Genomic DNA, 17,018 nt, shown 5'->3' on the forward strand with positions numbered 1-17,018 from the left:
CCGCAGCCCACGCCCGTACCGCCGCCGGCACGTCCGCGGCCGCCAGCAGGGCGCGCACCGCCCGCGCGAAGTCCGTCTGCTCCTCGGTCGGCAGGAAGCGCATCAGCGGCGGCCCTTCGGCAGGCCGCGCGGCCGGTCGGCGTCGCGGCCGTCCTGCGGTCGGCGGATCCGGCGCGCCGGCCGGCCCGCCTGGTGCCGGGCGGCGGCGAGGTGCTGGCGGCCGGACCGGGCGTCCTGGCCGCGGCCCGCGCCGCGGGCGACTGGGCGCGGCTTCTGACGGCGGCCCAGTGTCTCGGGGTCGGGGAGGCGCTGCTGGAGCGGACGGCGCGGTACGCGCGGCAGCGCACCCAGTTCGGGATGCCGATCGGCGCCTTCCAGGCGGTCAAGCACCGGCTGGCGGACACGCTGCTGGCGCTGGAGTTCGCCCGGCCGCTGGTGTGGGCGGCGGCGCTGTCGCTGGATGCGGCGGAGGTCGCGGCGGCGAAGCTGGCGGCGGGCGGGGCCGCGTACGGGGCGGCCCTGACGGCGCTGCAGGTCCACGGGGCGATCGGCTACACCGAGGAGCTGGACCTCTCGCTGTGGCTGCGCAAGGCCCGCCCGCTGCGGGACGCCTGGGGCACGCCCGCGGAGTGCCGGGCGGCGGTGGCGCGGTCCTGGCCGCACACCCGCCGCGGCGCGCCGGCGCCGTGAGGGGCTGCTCCCTGCCTACCCGGGGGTACGCCGGACGGCCGGCGCCGGCCCGCGTACGCTCGCCGCATGACGGGCAGTGCGATCGACCTCCGCAAGATGGAACGGACCGCTCCGGCGCTGGTGAACCTGTACAAGAGCGCCGGGGCGTCGCTCCGCGGGCACGGACTGGAGGGCGGACGCGCCGCGGTCTACCTGGTCCTCGACTACTCGGGGTCGATGCGGCCGTACTACCGGGACGGCACCGTGCAGGCGCTCGCCGACCGGGTGCTGGGCCTGTCGGCACACCTGGACGACGGCGGCCGGGTCCCGGTGGTGTTCTTCTCCACGGACGTCGACGCGGTCGAGGAGATACCGCTCGCCGGGCACGCCGGGCGCGTCGCCGAGATCGCCTCCCGCCTGGGGCACATGGGCAAGACCTCGTACCACGCCGCGATGGACGCGGTCATCGACCACTACCTGGACGCGGGCACGCGCCGGCCGGCGCTCGTCGTCTTCCAGACGGACGGCGGGCCGATCGACAAGCGGGCCGCGGAGGCGTACCTGTGCAAGGCGGCGAAGCTGCCGCTGTTCTGGCAGTTCATCGGCTTCGGCGACACGCACAGCAGCCAGTTCGACTTCCTGCGCCGCCTGGACGACCTGCCCGTGCCGTCCCGGCGGGTCGTGGACAACGCCGGCTACTTCCACGCCGGGCCGGACCCGGCGGCCGTCCCGGACCGGGTGCTGTACGACCGGCTGCTCGGGGAGTTCCCGTTCTGGCTGGCGGCGGCGCGGGCGGCGGGCATCGTGCGCGCCTGACGCGGGTCGGGCGGGCTCGGGCGGTTTGATGGGCGTATGACCACGAACAATTGGGCGGCGTTCGAGGCGCGGGAGCCGGAGTTCGCGGCGGCCGTACGGGCCCGCTTCGCCCAGTACCCCCACCACGTCCTGGCCACGCTCCGCAGTGACGGCTCTCCGCGGCTGGCCGGCCTGAATGTCGAGATCCGCGGCGGCGAGCTGTGGCTCGGCATGATGCAGGGCTCGCGCAAGGCGCGGGACCTGCGGCGCGATCCGCGGTTCGCGCTGCACAGCAACCCCGGGCCGGACGATTCGATGCCCGACGGGGACGCGCGGGTCTCGGGGCGGGCGATCGAGCTGGTGGACCCGCCGGAACTGCACCGGTACGCGGAGGAGACGGAGAACCCGCACCCCTTCGACCTGTTCCACGCGGACCTGACGGAGGTGGTGCACGTCGGGGTGGACGGCGACGAGCTGGTGATCCGCACCTGGACCCCGCAGGGCGGCCTGCACACGCTGCGCCGGGGCGACGACGACGAACCGCCGCGCGAGGATCCGGCGTAGGAAGCGCAGACCCCGCCTGTGCGGCGCCTCGGGGCCCGCCGGTTGTCAGTGGCGGCGTCTAGCCTCGTACGGGTGGGGCCTGACCGGCCCGCGATTCGAAGGGGGAGCGATGAGGCGCATGGTGAGGGGCCGCAAGGCCGTTGCGGTGGCGGCGGTGGCGGGGGCACTGGCCCTGACCGTCGGGGCGGGCCAGGCCTCGGCACAGGAGGAACTGATCGGCCACCCCGGCCCGGACGGGCTGATCTGGGTTCCGGAGCAGTGGGGGTCCGGCGGTTTCGTCTCGGGCGGCCTGTACGCCGGGCTGGACACGTACGCGACGTTCGCCTGCGAGGGCGGCGGCAGCATCGAGGTCGCCTTCCGGCTCGACGAGCACCCCGACCGCGATCCGGCCCCCTTCACCCTGGACTGCCCGGCCGGCAGCCCGGCCCGCGTGACGGTCCCGCTGGGGACCGGCCTGCACGGCGGCTTCGGGGCGGCGGTGACGGCTTCGTCCGCGTCCATACGCTGGGGCGCGACGGTGGTGCAGCCCGAGTAGGGCAGCCCTTCGCGGCCGCGGGCCCGCGCGCACCACGGCGCCCGCCATCCTTGGTCGAGGACATGGCGGGCGCCGTGCCGGGTTTCCGTACGCCGTTGTACGGGCCGTATGAGGGGTCCTCCGCTCCGGGAGGGGTGTGCGCGGGTCCGCGCGGTGGTGCGGCGCCCGGCCCGGGGTGCGCTCCGGGCCGGGCGGCGGGGGTCAGACCGTCAGGGCGCGGTCGGTCGGCTTGACCGGGTAGGGCAGGGTGCTGCTGCCGGTCAGGTAGCAGTCGACGCCGCGTGCGGCCGAGCGGCCCTCCGCGATGGCCCACACGATCAGGGACTGGCCGCGGCCGGCGTCGCCGGCGACGAAGACGCCGTCGACGTTGGTGGCGTAGGAGGCGTCGCGGGCGATGTTGCCGCGCTCGTCCAGTTCCAGGCCGAACTGCTCGACCAGGCCGTTGGACCGGTCGGTGCCGGTGAAGCCCATCGCGAGGGTGACCAGCTGGGCCGGGATGGACCGCTCGGTGCCGGGCTTCTGGACCAGCTTGCCGCCCGTGAACTCGACCTCGACGAGGTGGAGGGCCTTGACGTTGCCGTCCTCGTCGCCCTCGAAGCGGGTGGTGGAGACGGAGTAGACCCGCTCGCCGCCCTCCTCGTGGGCGGAGGTGACCTTGTAGAGCATCGGGAAGGTCGGCCAGGGCTGGTTGGCGTTCCGCTCCTCGCCGGGCCGCGGCATGATCTCCAGCTGGGTGACGGAGAGCGCGCCCTGGCGGTGGGCGGTGCCCACGCAGTCCGCGCCGGTGTCGCCGCCGCCGATCACGACGACGTGCTTGCCCTCGGCGGTGATGGGCGGGGCGACGAAGTCGCCCTCCTGCACCTTGTTCGCGAGCGGCAGGTACTCCATCGCGAAGTGGATGCCGCCGAGTTCGCGGCCGGGGACCGGCAGGTCGCGGGAGACGGTCGCGCCGGCGGCGATGACGACGGCGTCGAACCGCTTGCGCAGGTCGCCGGCGGTGATGTCGCGGCCGACCTCGACGCCGGTGCGGAACTTGGTGCCTTCCGCGCGCATCTGCTCGATGCGGCGGTTGATGTGCACCTTCTCCATCTTGAACTCGGGGATGCCGTAGCGCAGCAGGCCGCCGACGCGGTCGGCGCGCTCGTAGACGACGACGGTGTGGCCGGCCCGGGTCAGCTGCTGGGCCGCGGCCAGGCCGGCGGGCCCGGAGCCGATGACGGCGGCGGTCTTGCCGGAGAGGCGCTCGGGGATCTGCGGGGCGACGCCGCCGTTGTCCCACGCCTTGTCGATGATCGAGACCTCGACGTTCTTGATGGTGACGGCCGGCTGGTTGATGCCGAGGACGCACGCCGACTCGCAGGGGGCCGGGCAGAGGCGGCCGGTGAACTCCGGGAAGTTGTTCGTGGCGTGCAGCCGCTCCGACGCCGCCGACCAGTCCTCGCGGTAGGCGTAGTCGTTCCACTCGGGGATCAGGTTCCCGAGCGGGCAGCCGTTGTGGCAGAACGGGATGCCGCAGTCCATGCAGCGGCCGGCCTGCTTGCTGATGATCGGCAGGAGCGAGCCGGGGACGTAGACCTCGTTCCAGTCCTTGACGCGCTCGGCGACGGGACGGGAGCAGGCGGTCGCGCGCTCGGTGGTGAGGAAGCCCTTCGGGTCAGCCATGGGTCGCCGCCTCCATCATCTTCTCGGTGGTCTCGGACTCGGAGAGTCCGGCCCGCTCAGCGGCGTCCTTGGCGGCGAGCACTGCCTTGTACGTGGTCGGGATGATCTTGCTGAAGCGGTCCGCGGCGGCGGACCAGTCGGCGAGGAGCTTCGCGGCCACCGTCGAGCCGGTCTCCTCCTGGTGGCGGCGCACCACGTCGTGCAGCCACTGCCGGTCCTCGTCCGTGAGGTCCTCGACGGCCCCCAGGTTGCCGGCGTTGACGTTGTCCCGGTCGAGGTCGACGACGTAGGCGACGCCGCCGGACATGCCCGCCGCGAAGTTGCGGCCGGTCTCGCCGAGGACGACGGCCGTGCCGCCGGTCATGTACTCGCAGCCGTGGTCGCCCACGCCCTCGGAGACGACGAGGGCGCCGGAGTTGCGGACGCAGAACCGCTCGCCGGTGCGGCCGCGCAGGAACATCTCCCCGCCGGTGGCGCCGTAGCCGATGGTGTTGCCGGCGATGGTGGAGTACTCGGCGAGGTGGTCGGCGCCGCGGTCGGGGCGGACCACGATGCGGCCGCCGGAGAGGCCCTTGCCGACGTAGTCGTTGGCGTCGCCCTCCAGGCGGAGCGTGACGCCCTTGGGCAGGAACGCGCCGAAGGACTGGCCGGCGGATCCGGTGAAGGTCAGGTCGATGGTGTCGTCGGGCAGGCCCGCACCGCCGAACCTCTTCGTGACCTCGTGGCCGAGCATCGTGCCGACGGTCCGGTTGATGTTGCGGATGGCGACCTGGGCCCGGACCGGCTGGGCCTCCTCGGCCGTCGCCGCGTTCAGGGCGTCGGCGGCGAGCTCGATCAGCTCGTTGTCGAGGGCCTTCTCCAGGCCGTGGTCCTGGGCGATGAGGGCGTGGCGGACCGCGCCCTCGGGCAGGTCGGGCACGTGGAAGAGCGGCGCGAGGTCGAGGCCCTGTGCCTTCCAGTGCGTGACGGCCTGGTCGGTGTCGAGGAGCTCGGCGTGGCCGACGGCCTCCTCGATCGAGCGGAAGCCCAGCTCGGCGAGGAGTTCGCGGACCTCTTCGGCGATGAACTCGAAGAAGTTGACGACGAATTCGGCCTTGCCGGAGAAGCGCTCGCGCAGCACCGGGTTCTGGGTGGCGATGCCGACGGGGCAGGTGTCCAGGTGGCAGACGCGCATCATGACGCAGCCGGAGACGACGAGCGGCGCGGTCGCGAAGCCGAACTCCTCGGCGCCGAGCAGCGCGGCGATGACGACGTCGCGGCCGGTCTTGAGCTGGCCGTCGGTCTGGACGACGATCCGGTCGCGCAGCCCGTTCAGCAGCAGCGTCTGCTGGGTCTCGGCGAGGCCGAGCTCCCAGGGGCCGCCCGCGTGCTTGAGCGAGGTCAGCGGCGAGGCACCGGTGCCGCCGTCGTGGCCGGAGATCAGGACGACGTCCGCGTGGGCCTTGGAGACGCCCGCGGCGACCGTGCCGACGCCGACCTCGGAGACCAGCTTCACGTGGATGCGGGCCGCCGGGTTGGCGTTCTTCAGGTCGTGGATGAGCTGGGCGAGGTCCTCGATGGAGTAGATGTCGTGGTGCGGCGGCGGGGAGATCAGGCCGACGCCCGGGGTGGAGTGGCGGGTCTTGGCGACCCACGGGTACACCTTGTGGCCGGGCAGCTGGCCGCCCTCGCCGGGCTTGGCGCCCTGCGCCATCTTGATCTGGATGTCGTCGGCGTTGACGAGGTACTCCGAGGTGACGCCGAAGCGGCCGGAGGCGACCTGCTTGATCGCCGAGCGGCGCGCCGGGTCGTACAGGCGCTCGGGGTCCTCGCCGCCCTCGCCGGTGTTGGACTTGCCGCCGAGCTGGTTCATGGCGATGGCGAGGGTCTCGTGCGCCTCCTTGGAGATGGAGCCGTACGACATGGCGCCGGTGGAGAACCGCTTGACGATCTCGGAGACCGGCTCGACCTCGTCCAGCGGGACGGAGGGGCGGTCGCTCCTGAAGCCGAAGAGGCCGCGGAGCGTCATGAGGCGCTCGGACTGCTCGTTCACCCGGTCCGTGTACTGCTTGAAGATGTCGTACCGGCGGTTGCGGGTGGCGTGCTGGAGCCGGAAGACGGTCTCCGGGTCGAACAGGTGCGGCTCGCCCTCGCGGCGCCACTGGTACTCGCCGCCGATCTCCAGCGCGCGGTGCGCGGCGGAGGTGCCGGAGGCCGGGTAGGCCTTGGCGTGGCGGGCGGCGACCTCCTTGGCGATGACGTCGAGGCCGGCGCCGCCGATCTTGGTGGCGGTGCCCTGGAAGTACGTCGCGACGAACTCCTCGTCGAGGCCGACGGCCTCGAAGACCTGGGCGCCGCGGTAGGAGGCGACGGTGGAGATGCCCATCTTGGACATGACCTTCAGGACGCCCTTGCCGAGGGCGTAGATCAGGTTCCGGATGGCCTTCTCGGGCTCGATGCCCTCGATGAACGTGCCGGCGCGCAGCAGGTCCTCGACGGACTCCATGGCCAGGTACGGGTTGACGGCGGCGGCGCCGTAGCCGATGAGCAGGGCGACGTGGTGGACCTCGCGGACGTCGCCGGCCTCGACGAGCAGGCCGACCTGGGTGCGCTGCTTGGTGGCGATGAGGTGGTGGTGGACGGCGGCGGTCAGCAGCAGCGACGGGATCGGCGCGTGCTCGGCGTCCGAGTGGCGGTCCGACAGGACGATCAGGCGGGCGCCGTTCGCGATGGCCGCGTCTGCCTCGGAGCGGATCTCGGCGATGCGGGCGGCGAGCGCGTCGGCGCCGCCGGAGACCCGGTAGAGGCCGGAGAGGGTGGCCGCCTTCATGCCGGGCATGTCGCCGTCGGCGTTGATGTGGATGAGCTTGGCCAGCTCGTCGTTGTCGATGACCGGGAAGGGCAGGGTGACGCTGCGGCAGGACGCGGCGGTCGGCTCCAGCAGGTTGCCCTGCGGGCCCAGCGAGGACAGCAGCGAGGTGACGAGCTCCTCGCGGATGGCGTCCAGCGGCGGGTTGGTGACCTGCGCGAACAGCTGGGTGAAGTAGTCGAAGAGGAGCCGGGGCCGCTCGGAGAGCGCGGCGATCGGCGAGTCGGTGCCCATGGAGCCGATCGGCTCGGCGCCGGTGCGGGCCATCGGGGCGAGGATGACGCGCAGCTCTTCCTCGGTGTAGCCGAAGGTCTGCTGGCGGCGGGTGACCGAGGCGTGGGTGTGGACGATGTGCTCGCGCTCGGGGAGGTCGGTGAGCTCGATCTCGCCGGACTCCAGCCACTCCGCGTAGGGGGCGGCGGCGGCCAGGCCGGCCTTGATCTCGTCGTCCTCGATGATCCGGTTCTGGGCGGTGTCGACGAGGAACATCCTGCCCGGCTGGAGGCGGCCCTTGCGGACGACCTTCGCGGGGTCGATGTCGAGGACGCCGACCTCGGAGGAGAGCACGACGAGGCCGTCGTCGGTGACCCAGTAGCGGCCGGGGCGCAGGCCGTTGCGGTCGAGGACGGCGCCGACCTGGGTGCCGTCGGTGAAGGTGACGCAGGCCGGGCCGTCCCAGGGCTCCATCATCGTGGAGTGGTACTGGTAGAAGGCGCGGCGGGCCGGGTCCATGGAGGTGTGGTTCTCCCACGCCTCCGGGATCATCATCAGGACCGCGTGGGGCAGGGAGCGGCCGCCGAGGTGGAGGAGCTCCAGGACCTCGTCGAAGGAGGCCGAGTCGGAGGCGTCCGGGGTGCAGATCGGGAAGATCCGGTCGAGGGCGCCCTGCCCGAAGGCGTCGGTGGCGAGCTGGGACTCGCGGGCCCGCATCCAGTTCCGGTTGCCCTTGACCGTGTTGATCTCGCCGTTGTGGGCGACGAACCGGTACGGGTGGGCCAGCGGCCACGACGGGAAGGTGTTGGTGGAGAACCGGGAGTGGACCAGGGCGAGCGCCGAGGCGAAGCGGCGGTCGGAGAGGTCCGGGAAGAACGGCTCCAGCTGGCCCGTGGTGAGCATGCCCTTGTAGACGATGGTCCGGGCGGACAGCGACGGGAAGTAGGTGGCGGCCTCGCGCTCGGCGCGCTTGCGCAGCACGAAGGCCTTGCGGTCCAGGGCGATGCCGGTGCTCGCGCCGTCGGCGACGAAGAGCTGGGAGAAGGCCGGCATGGTGGCGCGGGCGCCGTTGCCGAGGAGGTCGGGGGTGACGGGGACCTCGCGCCAGCCGAGGACGGTCAGGCCCTCTTCGGCGGCGATGGCCTCGATCTGCTCCACTGCGGCGGCCTGTGCGGTGCCGTCGGCGGGGAGGAAGGCGATGCCGACGGCGTATGCGCCGGCCTCGGGGAGCTCGAAGCCGGCGACCTCGCGCAGGAACGCGTCGGGGACCTGGCTGAGGATGCCGGCGCCGTCGCCGGAGTCGGGCTCGGAGCCGGTGGCGCCGCGGTGCTCGAGGTTCCGCAGTACGGTCAGCGCCTGCTCGACCAGCGCGTGGGTGGCCTCGCCGGTGAGGTTCGCCACGAAACCGACGCCGCAGGCGTCCTTCTCGTTGCGCGGGTCGTACATGCCCTGGGGGGCGGGGCGACCGTCCATGGGCGACCAGGCGGTGCTGCTGGGGCCGGTCGCGGAGTGCGTGGATGCGGAACGCATCGGCTCTCCCGTCGTCGTCGTGGCATTGTGCATGGCCGAGGGACGACGTTGGCCCTCTGCGAAATTTCGTGCAGGTTACATGATGACCGCAATCTTGCGAACCGGATACGGCGTTTCACCATGCGGACAGTGCACGAGGCGGGGTACGGGGTTCCCCGCGCTGCTGCGAGGCGTGTGGAAGGGTGCCGGCGGGGGCGGGGGCCCCGACGCGGAAACGGGCATCGTTGCCCGGCGCGCCCCGGTGTGATGCCCGGCGGACACGGAATCGAAACCGCCGGGTAATGAACTACTTATGTGGTGCGCTGCATAGTGTCTCATCGACAGGGCGCTCAGCCTATGGCCCCGCCGATCCAGGTTCCCAGGATGTACGTCACACCGGCGGCCGCGCCACCCAGGAGCAGCTGCCGCAGGCCGCTGTACCACCAGGAGCGGGTGGTGACCCGGGAGACGACGGCGCCGCAGGCGAAGAGCCCGGCCAGGGCGAGCAGGACGGCGGGCCACAGGGCGGTCGCGCCGAGCAGGTAGGGCAGGACGGGCAGCAGGGCGCCGAGCGCGAACGAGCCGAAGGAGGAGGCGGCGGCGACCAGCGGCGAGGGCAGGTCGTCGGGGTCGATGCCGAGTTCCTCGCGGGCATGGATCTCCAGCGCCTGCTCGGGGTCGCGGGAGAGCTGCATGGCGACCTCGCGGGCGAGGGCCGGCTCGACGCCGCGGGAGACGTACAGCTCGGCGAGCTCCTCCATCTCGTCGACCGGGTGCTTGCGCAGCTGCTGCCGCTCGACGTCGAGTTCGGCGAGGACGAGTTCGCGCTGCGAGGCGACGGAGGTGTACTCGCCCGCGGCCATGGAGAACGCGCCGGCGGCGAGCCCGGCCAGTCCCGCGATCACGATGCCGGCGGGGGCGGCGGCGCCGCCTGCCACGCCGGTCATCAGCGCGAGGTTGGAGACGAGGCCGTCCATCGCGCCGAAGACCGCCGGGCGCAGCCATCCGCCGTTGACGTCGCGGTGGGTGTGGTTGTCGCGGTGCGCGGTGTGCAGCGGCGCTTCGGTGTCGATGATGGACATGCGGCTCTTCTCCCCTTTTGTACCCATGGGGGCCGTGAGACGGTCCGCTCCCCCCGAACACCTCGAAACTACGCACGATTTCGGCTGCCCGCCAGCAAGGAAGGCCGTACTTACCTGGGGTTTTGAGGTTCGGCGACCGGGTGACGCCCGTGCGGACGGGGTGTTTCGCGACGACCGACAAACCGCACTCCATGGCAGAAATCCCCCTAGGGGTCACGACGCCCCCTCCAGTGGAGAGGCACGCCATGGAACCGGCCGCTGCATGCCCCCGCCTCCGCGGTCCGCGCCGCACTGCCCGCCACCGACCGGCTGCACTCCCGGTACCGTCACCGCCACCGGGTCCGCTCCGTCCCCGACACCGCCCTCACCCCGACGCCGGCCTCGACGGGATCGGCTTCGGCACCCCCGCCCGGCTCACCGCACAGGAGGCAGCCCGCCCATGACGGCCATCACCGTTCTCGGCAGCACGAACATGGACCTCGTCGCCTACGTCCCCAAGGCCCCCCGGCTCGGGGAGACCGTCACCGGCCGCGAGTTCCGCACCGCCCCCGGCGGCAAGGGCGCCAACCAGGCCGTGGCCGCGGCCCGCCTCGGGGCGCGCGTGGCGATGATCGGCGCGGTCGGCGCGGACGCGTTCGGCGTACGGCTGCGCTCCGCGCTCACCGCGGCCGGCGTCGACACCTGCGGCCTGCGCACCGTGGAGGGCGCCAGCGGGACGGCCCACATCACCGTGGACGACGAGGGCGGCAACAGCATCATCGTGGTCCCCGGCGCCAACGGGCTCGTCACCGGGCTGGAGTCCGGCGACGAGGAGCGGATCGCCGCGTCGGGGACGCTGCTGCTGCAACTGGAGGTGCCGCTGTCCGCGGTGGCGGCCGCGGCCCGCGCGGCGCGGGCGCACGGGGTGCGGACGGTGCTGACGCCGGCGCCGGTGCAGCCGCTGCCCCCGGACCTGCCGGACGCGGTCGACCTGCTCGTCCCCAACGAGCACGAGGCGGCCGCCCTGACCGGGCTGACGGACCCCCGCCAGGCGGCGGCCGCGCTGCTGGAGCGGTTCCCCGAGGTGGTCGTCACCCTCGGCGCGGCCGGCGCCCTGCACGCCGCCCGGGGGCAGGAGCCGTACGCGGTGCCCGCGCCGCGGGTCGGGGCGGTGGACACCACGGCCGCCGGGGACACCTTCGCCGGGGCGCTGGCGGTGGCACTGGGCGAGGGGCGCCCGATGCGGGAGGCGATGGCCTGGGCGGCGGCGGCCGCGGCGCTGTCGGTGCAGCGGCCGGGCGCGCAGGACGCCATGCCGGACCGCGCCGCGGCCGACGCCGCCTTCGCGGCGTTCGCCGCCGGGCCGCGGCCGTGAAGCCGCCCCCACCGGACCCCGGTGGGCCGGGCGCAGACCGCCCGCCGGACGGGCACGGCGGCGGGCGCGCCGGGCCGCTCGCCGGCCAGCGGGCGCCGGATCTCGCGGCGCTGTCCGCCGGGCCCCTCGCCGCCCCGCCGCCCCGCGGCTCCGGCGCCGCGGCCGGCACGCTCCGGAAGGAAGGGGCCCTGTGATCCTGACCTGGCTCTATGCGCGCGGCGACCACCAGGACTCGGTGGCCAAGGCGCTGCACTGCGGCGCCGACGCCGTCATCGTCGACCTGGAGGACGCCGTGCCTGCCTCCCGCAAGGAGTACGCCCGCGCGGCCACCGCGGAGCTGCTCGCCGAGCGGCCGCCGGTGCCGGTGTACGTACGCGTCAACGCCCTCGACTCCCCCTGGGCGGGTGCGGACCTGGCCGCCCTGGCCGGGCTGCTCGGCCTCGCCGGGTTGCGGCTGCCGAAGGTCACCTCGCCGGAGCAGGTCGTACGGGTCGCCGAGCGGACGGGCGGGGTGGCGCTGTACGCGCTGCTGGAGTCGGCGCTGGGCGTGGAGCGGGCGTACGAGATCGCCCGCGCGCACCCCGCCCTGCGCGGGCTCGCCCTGGGCGAGGCCGATCTGCGCGCCGATCTCGGGTGCGGGAGCGAGGAGGGCCTGGACTGGCCGCGGTCGCGGGTGGTGGTCGCCGCGCGGGCGGCCGGGCTGGCGCCGCCCGCCCAGTCCGTCTTCCCCGACATCCGGGACCTGGAGGCGCTCGCCGCCTCCTGCGCCCGCGGGCGGAGGCTGGGCTTCCTCGGCCGGGCGGCGATCCACCCGCGCCAGCTCCCGGTGATCGAGCGGGCCTACCTGCCGGGGCCGGAGGAGCTCGGCGCCGCGGAGGAGGTCGTGGCCGCGGCCCGCCGCAACCCGGGGGCGGCGGTCCTGCCCGACGGGCGGTTCGTGGACGCGGCGGCGCTGGCGGTCGCGGAGCGGGTCGTGGCGCTGTCGCGCCGTGAGGCACCGGTGCGGCTGCCGTCCTGAGCGGCGCGGCCGCCGGCGGAAAGGCCGCAGGGGCGCCGCGCTGCCTGCGCGGCGCCCCTGCGGGCGGATCCTGCGGGTGTCCGGGTCAGAGCGTGTCGGCCCCGGGCGCGTCGGCCGCGCCGCCGGCCTGGGCGGGGGCCTTCTCCGCGGCGGCGGCCGGCTTGGCGAGGTCCGCCTTCGGCGTCGCCGCCGGCTCGGCGGCGGGGGCCGCGGCGCCCGCGTCCCGCGGCTCGCCGGGCTTCGCCTCGGCGGCCCCGGCCGCGGCGGCCTTCGCTTCGGCGCCCTTCGCCTCGGCGGACGCGGCGCCGGCGGCCTGCGCCGCGTCCTCGGCGCCGGCCGGCTTCGCGGCGGCCGCCGGGTCGGAGGCGGCGGGGCCGCGGTCCGGCTCGACGACCTCCTCGCGGCCCGGCCGCAGCTTCGCGGAGACCGCGAAGTAGACGACGGCCAGGACGAACACGGCGATCGCGGTCCAGACGTTCAGCCGCAGGCCGAGGATGTGGTGCGCCTCGTCGACCCGCATGTACTCGATCCAGGCGCGGCCCGCGCAGTACGCGGCGACGTAGAGGGCGAAGGCGCGGCCGTGGCCCAGCTTGAAGCGCCGGTCGGCCCAGATCACGAGCGCGGCGACGCCGAGGCACCACAGCGACTCGTACAGGAACGTCGGGTGGTAGGTGCCGCCGACCCGGTTCGGGCCGTCGCTGATCTCGACGGCCCACGGCAGGTCGGTGGCGCGCCCGTACAGCTCCTGGTTGAACCAGTTGCCCCAGCGGCCGACGGCCTGGGCGATGGCGATGCCGGGGGCGAGGGCGTCGGCCCAGGCGGGCAGCGGGATGCCCCGCAGGCGGCAGCCGATCCAGGCGCCGACCGCGCCGAGCGCGATGGCGCCCCAGATGCCGAGGCCGCCCTCCCAGATCTTGAAGGCGTCGACCCAGTTGCGGCCTTCGCCGAAGTAGAGCTGGTAGTCGGTGATCACGTGGTAGAGGCGGCCGCCGACCAGGCCGAACGGAACCGCCCACACGGCGATGTCCGCGACGGTGCCCGGCTTTCCTCCGCGCGCGATCCAGCGCTTGTTGCCGAGCCAGACGGCGGCGAAGACGCCGATGATGATGCAGAACGCGTAGCCGCGCAGCGGGATCGGCCCGAGGTGGACCACACCGGTCGACGGACTGGGAATGTAGGCAAGTTCCATGGCAGGTCCGACGCTACCCTGCCGGGCGGTGCGCACGGCAACCCGCCCGGCGTTCCCGCCATCAAATCGACACCTCGTGTCCGCCGGGCGGGCTCACTCCCGGGCGGCCCCCAGCGCGTCCGTGCCGCGGGCCGGCGCCGAGGGCGACGCCGAGCGCGAGGCGGAGGCGGAGCCCTTCGCCTTCGGGGCCTTCGAGGCCGGCGCCCCCGCCGCGGACGGCGATCCCGAGGCGGCCGGGGAGGCGCTCGCGGTGCCGCCGCCCTTCGCCGCGGCCTCGACGATCTCCTTCATCTTCTGCGGGGTGATCTGCTCGGTCATCACGTCCTTGCCGTTCAGCAGCACCGTCGGGGTGCCGCGGAACTTCCCGGCCCGGAAGGCCTCGAAGGACTTGCCGACCCAGCTCTCGTGGGTCCCGTTCTCCACGCACGCGCGGAACTCGGCGGTGTCGAGGCCGGGCACCTTGCCCGCCAGCTCCAGCAGCTTGGCGTTCTTGCCGTAGGCGTCGTCCGGCTCGGGCGGCTGGTTCTCGAACAGCACGTCGTGGTACTCGGTGAACTTCCCGGCGTCCTGGGCGCAGGCGGCCGCGTTGGCGCTCTTGAGCGAGCCGCTGCCGCCCATGTTCCCGTCGATCAGGGTGACCAGGTGGTAGTCGGTCTTGAGCAGGCCCTTGGCCTCCAGCTCGTGGACCGTGTCCTTGTACATGGTCTCGAAGTTCTTGCAGGCCGGGCAGCGGAAGTCCTCCCACACGACCAGCGTGGACGGGGCCTCGGCGCTGCCCGTCCGGATGGCGAGGGAGTCCTCGCCGGTGGCCCCGGAGGGCGCGGTGACGGGGCCGCCGGCCGCGCTGTCCTTGCCGGTGTTGGCCGCGATCAGGCCGACGACCGCCGCCAGGCCGAGGACGCCGACCACGGCCGTCGCCACGACGAGCGTCCGCCGGCGCTTGTCCTTCTTCTTCTGCCGCTCGCGCTCGGCCTGGAGGCGCTCGCGGGCCGATCGGTTCTTCGCTTCGCGGTTCGCACCGTCGTTCATCTCGCTCACGGTCGGGCAAACGAAGCAGGGAGGCACTCCCGTGCCTCCCTGCTCCCAGATCCACCCGATCGGGCTACAGAACCCTTCCGGGACGGGCCCCGCGTCAGCTCCTGCGTACGCCTTCCGCAAGTTCGCCCGCCAGCGCCCGCACGGCCGCGAGCCCGGCCGGCAGGTCCGGCGCGTCCAGCAGCAGCTTCACGAACGCCGAGCCGACGATCACCCCGTCGGCGAAGCCGGCGACCTCCTTGGCCTGCACGGCGTTGGAGACGCCGAGCCCGACGCAGACCGGCAGCTCCGTGGTGGCGCGGGTGCGGCGGACCAGCTCCTGCGCCTCGTTGCCGACGGACTCCCGGGTCCCGGTGACGCCCATGAGGGAGGCGGCGTAGACGAAGCCCGAGCCGGCCGCGGTGATCGTGGCGAGGCGGGCGTCCTTGCTGCTGGGGGCGACGACGAAGACGGTCGCGAGGCCGTGCTTGTCGGCGTGCTCCCGCCACAGGGCGGACTCCTGGACGGGCAGGTCGGGCAGGATGCAGCCGGCGCCGCCCGCCTCGGCCAGCTCGGCGGCGAACCGCTCCGGGCCGTAGCGGTCGATCGGGTTCCAGTACGTCATGACCAGCACCGGCGCGCCGGTCGCCTCGTGCGCCTCGCGGACCGTGCGCAGCACGTCGGCGATCCGGACGCCGCCCCGCAGCGCGATGTCGTCGGCGGTCTGGATGACGGCGCCGTCGAGGACCGGGTCGCTGTGCGGGAGGCCGACCTCGACGATGTCGGCGCCGCCGGCGATGACGGCCTTGACGGCCTCGATGCCGCCGTCGACGGTCGGGAAGCCGGCCGGGAGGTAGGCGACCAGGGCGGCGCGGTCCTCCGCCTTGGCCTTGGCGAGGGTGTCGCCCAGCAGCCGGATGTTGCCCTTGCTCACTTCGACTCCCCCTCGGCGTCGTACAGCCCGAAGTAGCGGGCGGCGGTGTCCATGTCCTTGTCGCCGCGGCCGGACAGGTTGACCACGACGAGTCCGTCGGGGCCGAGTTCGCGGCCGAGGTCGAGGGCGCCGGCGAGGGCGTGGGCCGACTCGATGGCGGGGATGATGCCCTCGGTGCGCGAGAGCAGGCGCAGGGCCTGCATGGCGGCGTCGTCGGTGACCGCGCGGTACTCGCCGCGGCCGGTGTCCTTGAGGAAGGAGTGCTCCGGGCCGATGCCGGGGTAGTCCAGGCCGGCGGAGATCGAGTACGGCTCGGTGATCTGGCCCTCGTCGTCCTGGAGGACGTAGGAGCGGGAGCCGTGCAGGATGCCGGGCTCGCCGGCGGTGAGGGTCGCCGCGTGCTCGCCGGTCTCGACGCCGTGGCCGGCGGGCTCGAAGCCGACGAGGCGGACGCCGGTGTCGGGGAGGAAGGCGTGGAAGAGGCCGATGGCGTTGGAGCCGCCGCCGACGCAGGCGGCGACGGCGTCGGGCAGGCGGCCGGTGCGCTCCAGGATCTGGCGGCGGGCCTCGACGCCGATGACGCGGTGGAAGTCGCGGACCATGGCGGGGAAGGGGTGCGGGCCGGCGACGGTCCCGAAGAGGTAGTGGGTGCGGTCGACGTTGGCGACCCAGTCCCGGAACGCCTCGTTGATGGCGTCCTTGAGGGTGCGGGACCCGGACTTCACGGCGATGACCTCGGCGCCCAGCATCCGCATGCGGGCCACGTTAAGGGCCTGCCGCCGGGTGTCGATCTCGCCCATGTAGATGGTGCAGTCGAGGCCGAAGAGGGCGCAGGCGGTGGCGGTGGCCACGCCGTGCTGGCCTGCGCCGGTCTCGGCGATGACGCGGGTCTTGCCCATGCGCTTGGTGAGGAGGGCCTGGCCCAGCACGTTGTTGATCTTGTGCGAGCCGGTGTGGTTGAGGTCCTCGCGCTTGAGGAAGATGCGGGCGCCGCCTGCGTGCCCGGCGAAGCGGGGCACCTCGGTCAGCGCGCTGGGGCGGCCGGTGTAGTTGACCATGAGGTCGTTGAGCTCGGCCGCGAAGGCGGGGTCGTTCTTCGCCTTCTCGTACTCGACGGCGACCTCGTCCACGGCGGCGACGAGGGCCTCCGGGATGAACTTGCCGCCGAAGTCGCCGAAGTAGCCCTCGGCGTTGGGGACGCGGCCTTCCGGGTCCGGGATGAAGAAGTCAGTGGCGCTGGACATGCCGGCAACTCCTGGAGTGTGCGGTGCGGCGGATGGTTGTCACCGTATGGCGCCGCCCGCCCGCGACGGGCACACCACACCCTTCGGGGTGCGGGTGCGTGCGGTGCGGGTCCCGTGCGCGCGGAGGGCCGTCGGGGCCGTCGGGGCGCAGGGGTGTGCCGGAGGGGGCCGTACGGCTGCTGCCGCACGGGTCGTCCCGTCCGTCCTACGGCGCTTCCCCGCGGCGCCATCGCATGCCGTTGACCTGCCCGGGCTCGGAGCCGATGACGTACCGGACCCGCCGCCCGTGGACGCGCCGGGCCGGGGCGCGGCAGCCGCGGGGGCGGCAGCCGCGCGCCAGGGGCGCGTGGGCCGTCGGCACGCCGGGGGCCGGGCGGCGGCCCACGCG

The 17,018-nt window shown here is 74.0% G+C and carries 14 protein-coding genes; 6 read left to right on the plus strand and 8 right to left on the minus strand.

Features of this window, described 5'->3' with window-relative positions:
- The 4 genes from EF903_RS14330 to EF903_RS14345 form a co-directional block, all read left to right on the plus strand.
- A partial coding sequence (locus tag EF903_RS14330) for an acyl-CoA dehydrogenase family protein (RefSeq protein ID WP_125543605.1) occupies positions 1-690 on the plus strand: 690 nt, incomplete at its 5' end.
- A gap of 66 nt (positions 691-756) precedes the next feature.
- The gene (locus EF903_RS14335) at positions 757-1,485 is read left to right on the plus strand and encodes a VWA domain-containing protein (RefSeq protein ID WP_125543606.1); all 729 of its coding nucleotides are present in this window, start codon (positions 757-759) and stop codon (positions 1,483-1,485) included.
- A gap of 36 nt (positions 1,486-1,521) precedes the next feature.
- A complete protein-coding gene (locus EF903_RS14340; protein ID WP_125543607.1) occupies positions 1,522-2,028 on the plus strand; it encodes a pyridoxamine 5'-phosphate oxidase family protein in 507 nt (168 codons plus the stop codon).
- Positions 2,029-2,137: 109 nt separating this feature from the next.
- Positions 2,138-2,563, plus strand: a complete 426-nt coding sequence (locus EF903_RS14345; RefSeq protein ID WP_260615276.1) for a hypothetical protein — start codon at positions 2,138-2,140, stop codon at positions 2,561-2,563.
- Positions 2,564-2,764: 201 nt separating this feature from the next.
- Here EF903_RS14345 and EF903_RS14350 read toward each other — a convergent pair whose 3' ends face one another.
- From EF903_RS14350 to EF903_RS14360, 3 genes are all read right to left on the minus strand, one after another.
- Complete coding sequence (locus tag EF903_RS14350; protein WP_125543608.1) at positions 2,765-4,225, minus strand: glutamate synthase subunit beta; 1,461 nt, start codon at positions 4,223-4,225, stop codon at positions 2,765-2,767.
- The gene (gene gltB / locus EF903_RS14355; protein WP_185902659.1) at positions 4,218-8,759 is read right to left on the minus strand and encodes a glutamate synthase large subunit; all 4,542 of its coding nucleotides are present in this window, start codon (positions 8,757-8,759) and stop codon (positions 4,218-4,220) included. Before gltB ends, EF903_RS14350 begins: the two co-directional genes overlap by 8 nt.
- A gap of 386 nt (positions 8,760-9,145) precedes the next feature.
- Positions 9,146-9,877, minus strand: coding sequence for a VIT1/CCC1 transporter family protein (locus tag EF903_RS14360; protein ID WP_125543610.1), 732 nt, complete (start codon positions 9,875-9,877; stop codon positions 9,146-9,148).
- Positions 9,878-10,316: 439 nt separating this feature from the next.
- Between EF903_RS14360 and rbsK the strand changes: the two genes are divergently transcribed.
- Complete coding sequence (gene rbsK / locus EF903_RS14365) at positions 10,317-11,231, plus strand: ribokinase (protein WP_125543611.1); 915 nt, start codon at positions 10,317-10,319, stop codon at positions 11,229-11,231.
- A 190-nt stretch (positions 11,232-11,421) separates the two neighbouring features.
- Positions 11,422-12,249 carry a CoA ester lyase gene (locus tag EF903_RS14370; RefSeq protein WP_125543612.1) on the plus strand — a complete coding sequence of 276 codons (828 nt, stop codon included), beginning with the start codon at positions 11,422-11,424 and terminating at the stop codon, positions 12,247-12,249.
- An 85-nt stretch (positions 12,250-12,334) separates the two neighbouring features.
- Here EF903_RS14370 and lgt read toward each other — a convergent pair whose 3' ends face one another.
- The 5 genes from lgt to trpM all read right to left on the minus strand — a co-directional run bounded on the left by lgt (position 12,335) and on the right by trpM (position 17,015).
- Positions 12,335-13,438, minus strand: a complete 1,104-nt coding sequence (gene lgt / locus EF903_RS14375; RefSeq protein WP_125543613.1) for a prolipoprotein diacylglyceryl transferase — start codon at positions 13,436-13,438, stop codon at positions 12,335-12,337.
- A gap of 93 nt (positions 13,439-13,531) precedes the next feature.
- On the minus strand, positions 13,532-14,467 hold the full coding sequence (locus EF903_RS14380) for a thioredoxin domain-containing protein (RefSeq protein ID WP_125543614.1): 936 nt from the start codon (positions 14,465-14,467) through the stop codon (positions 13,532-13,534).
- 103 nt (positions 14,468-14,570) lie between these two features.
- Positions 14,571-15,386: a tryptophan synthase subunit alpha gene (trpA, locus tag EF903_RS14385; RefSeq protein WP_125543615.1), complete on the minus strand. Its 816-nt coding sequence runs from the start codon at positions 15,384-15,386 to the stop codon at positions 14,571-14,573.
- A complete protein-coding gene (trpB, locus tag EF903_RS14390; protein WP_125543616.1) occupies positions 15,383-16,630 on the minus strand; it encodes a tryptophan synthase subunit beta in 1,248 nt (415 codons plus the stop codon). The genes trpA and trpB overlap by 4 nt, the downstream gene beginning before the upstream one ends.
- A 205-nt stretch (positions 16,631-16,835) precedes the next feature.
- The gene (gene trpM / locus EF903_RS34720; RefSeq protein WP_125543618.1) at positions 16,836-17,015 is read right to left on the minus strand and encodes a tryptophan biosynthesis modulator TrpM; all 180 of its coding nucleotides are present in this window, start codon (positions 17,013-17,015) and stop codon (positions 16,836-16,838) included.
- Between the last annotated feature and the right edge of the window lie 3 nt (positions 17,016-17,018).

Source organism: Streptomyces sp. WAC05292 (assembly GCF_003949955.1).
Classification (GTDB): Bacteria; Actinomycetota; Actinomycetes; order Streptomycetales; family Streptomycetaceae; genus Streptomyces; species Streptomyces globosus.

What these genes read in the sequence shown, in the direction of transcription:
- EF903_RS14335 (WP_125543606.1), top strand. Translation starts at nt 757, where the DNA reads ATGACGGGCAGTGCGATCGACCTCCGCAAGATGGAACGGACCGCTCCG.
- EF903_RS14340 (WP_125543607.1), top strand. Translation starts at nt 1,522, where the DNA reads ATGACCACGAACAATTGGGCGGCGTTCGAGGCGCGGGAGCCGGAGTTC.
- EF903_RS14345 (WP_260615276.1), top strand. Translation starts at nt 2,138, where the DNA reads ATGAGGCGCATGGTGAGGGGCCGCAAGGCCGTTGCGGTGGCGGCGGTG.
- EF903_RS14350 (WP_125543608.1), bottom strand. Translation starts at nt 4,225, where the DNA reads ATGGCTGACCCGAAGGGCTTCCTCACCACCGAGCGCGCGACCGCCTGC.
- gltB (WP_185902659.1), bottom strand. Translation starts at nt 8,759, where the DNA reads ATGGACGGTCGCCCCGCCCCCCAGGGCATGTACGACCCGCGCAACGAG.
- EF903_RS14360 (WP_125543610.1), bottom strand. Translation starts at nt 9,877, where the DNA reads ATGTCCATCATCGACACCGAAGCGCCGCTGCACACCGCGCACCGCGAC.
- rbsK (WP_125543611.1), top strand. Translation starts at nt 10,317, where the DNA reads ATGACGGCCATCACCGTTCTCGGCAGCACGAACATGGACCTCGTCGCC.
- lgt (WP_125543613.1), bottom strand. Translation starts at nt 13,438, where the DNA reads ATGGAACTTGCCTACATTCCCAGTCCGTCGACCGGTGTGGTCCACCTC.
- EF903_RS14380 (WP_125543614.1), bottom strand. Translation starts at nt 14,467, where the DNA reads ATGAACGACGGTGCGAACCGCGAAGCGAAGAACCGATCGGCCCGCGAG.
- trpB (WP_125543616.1), bottom strand. Translation starts at nt 16,630, where the DNA reads ATGTCCAGCGCCACTGACTTCTTCATCCCGGACCCGGAAGGCCGCGTC.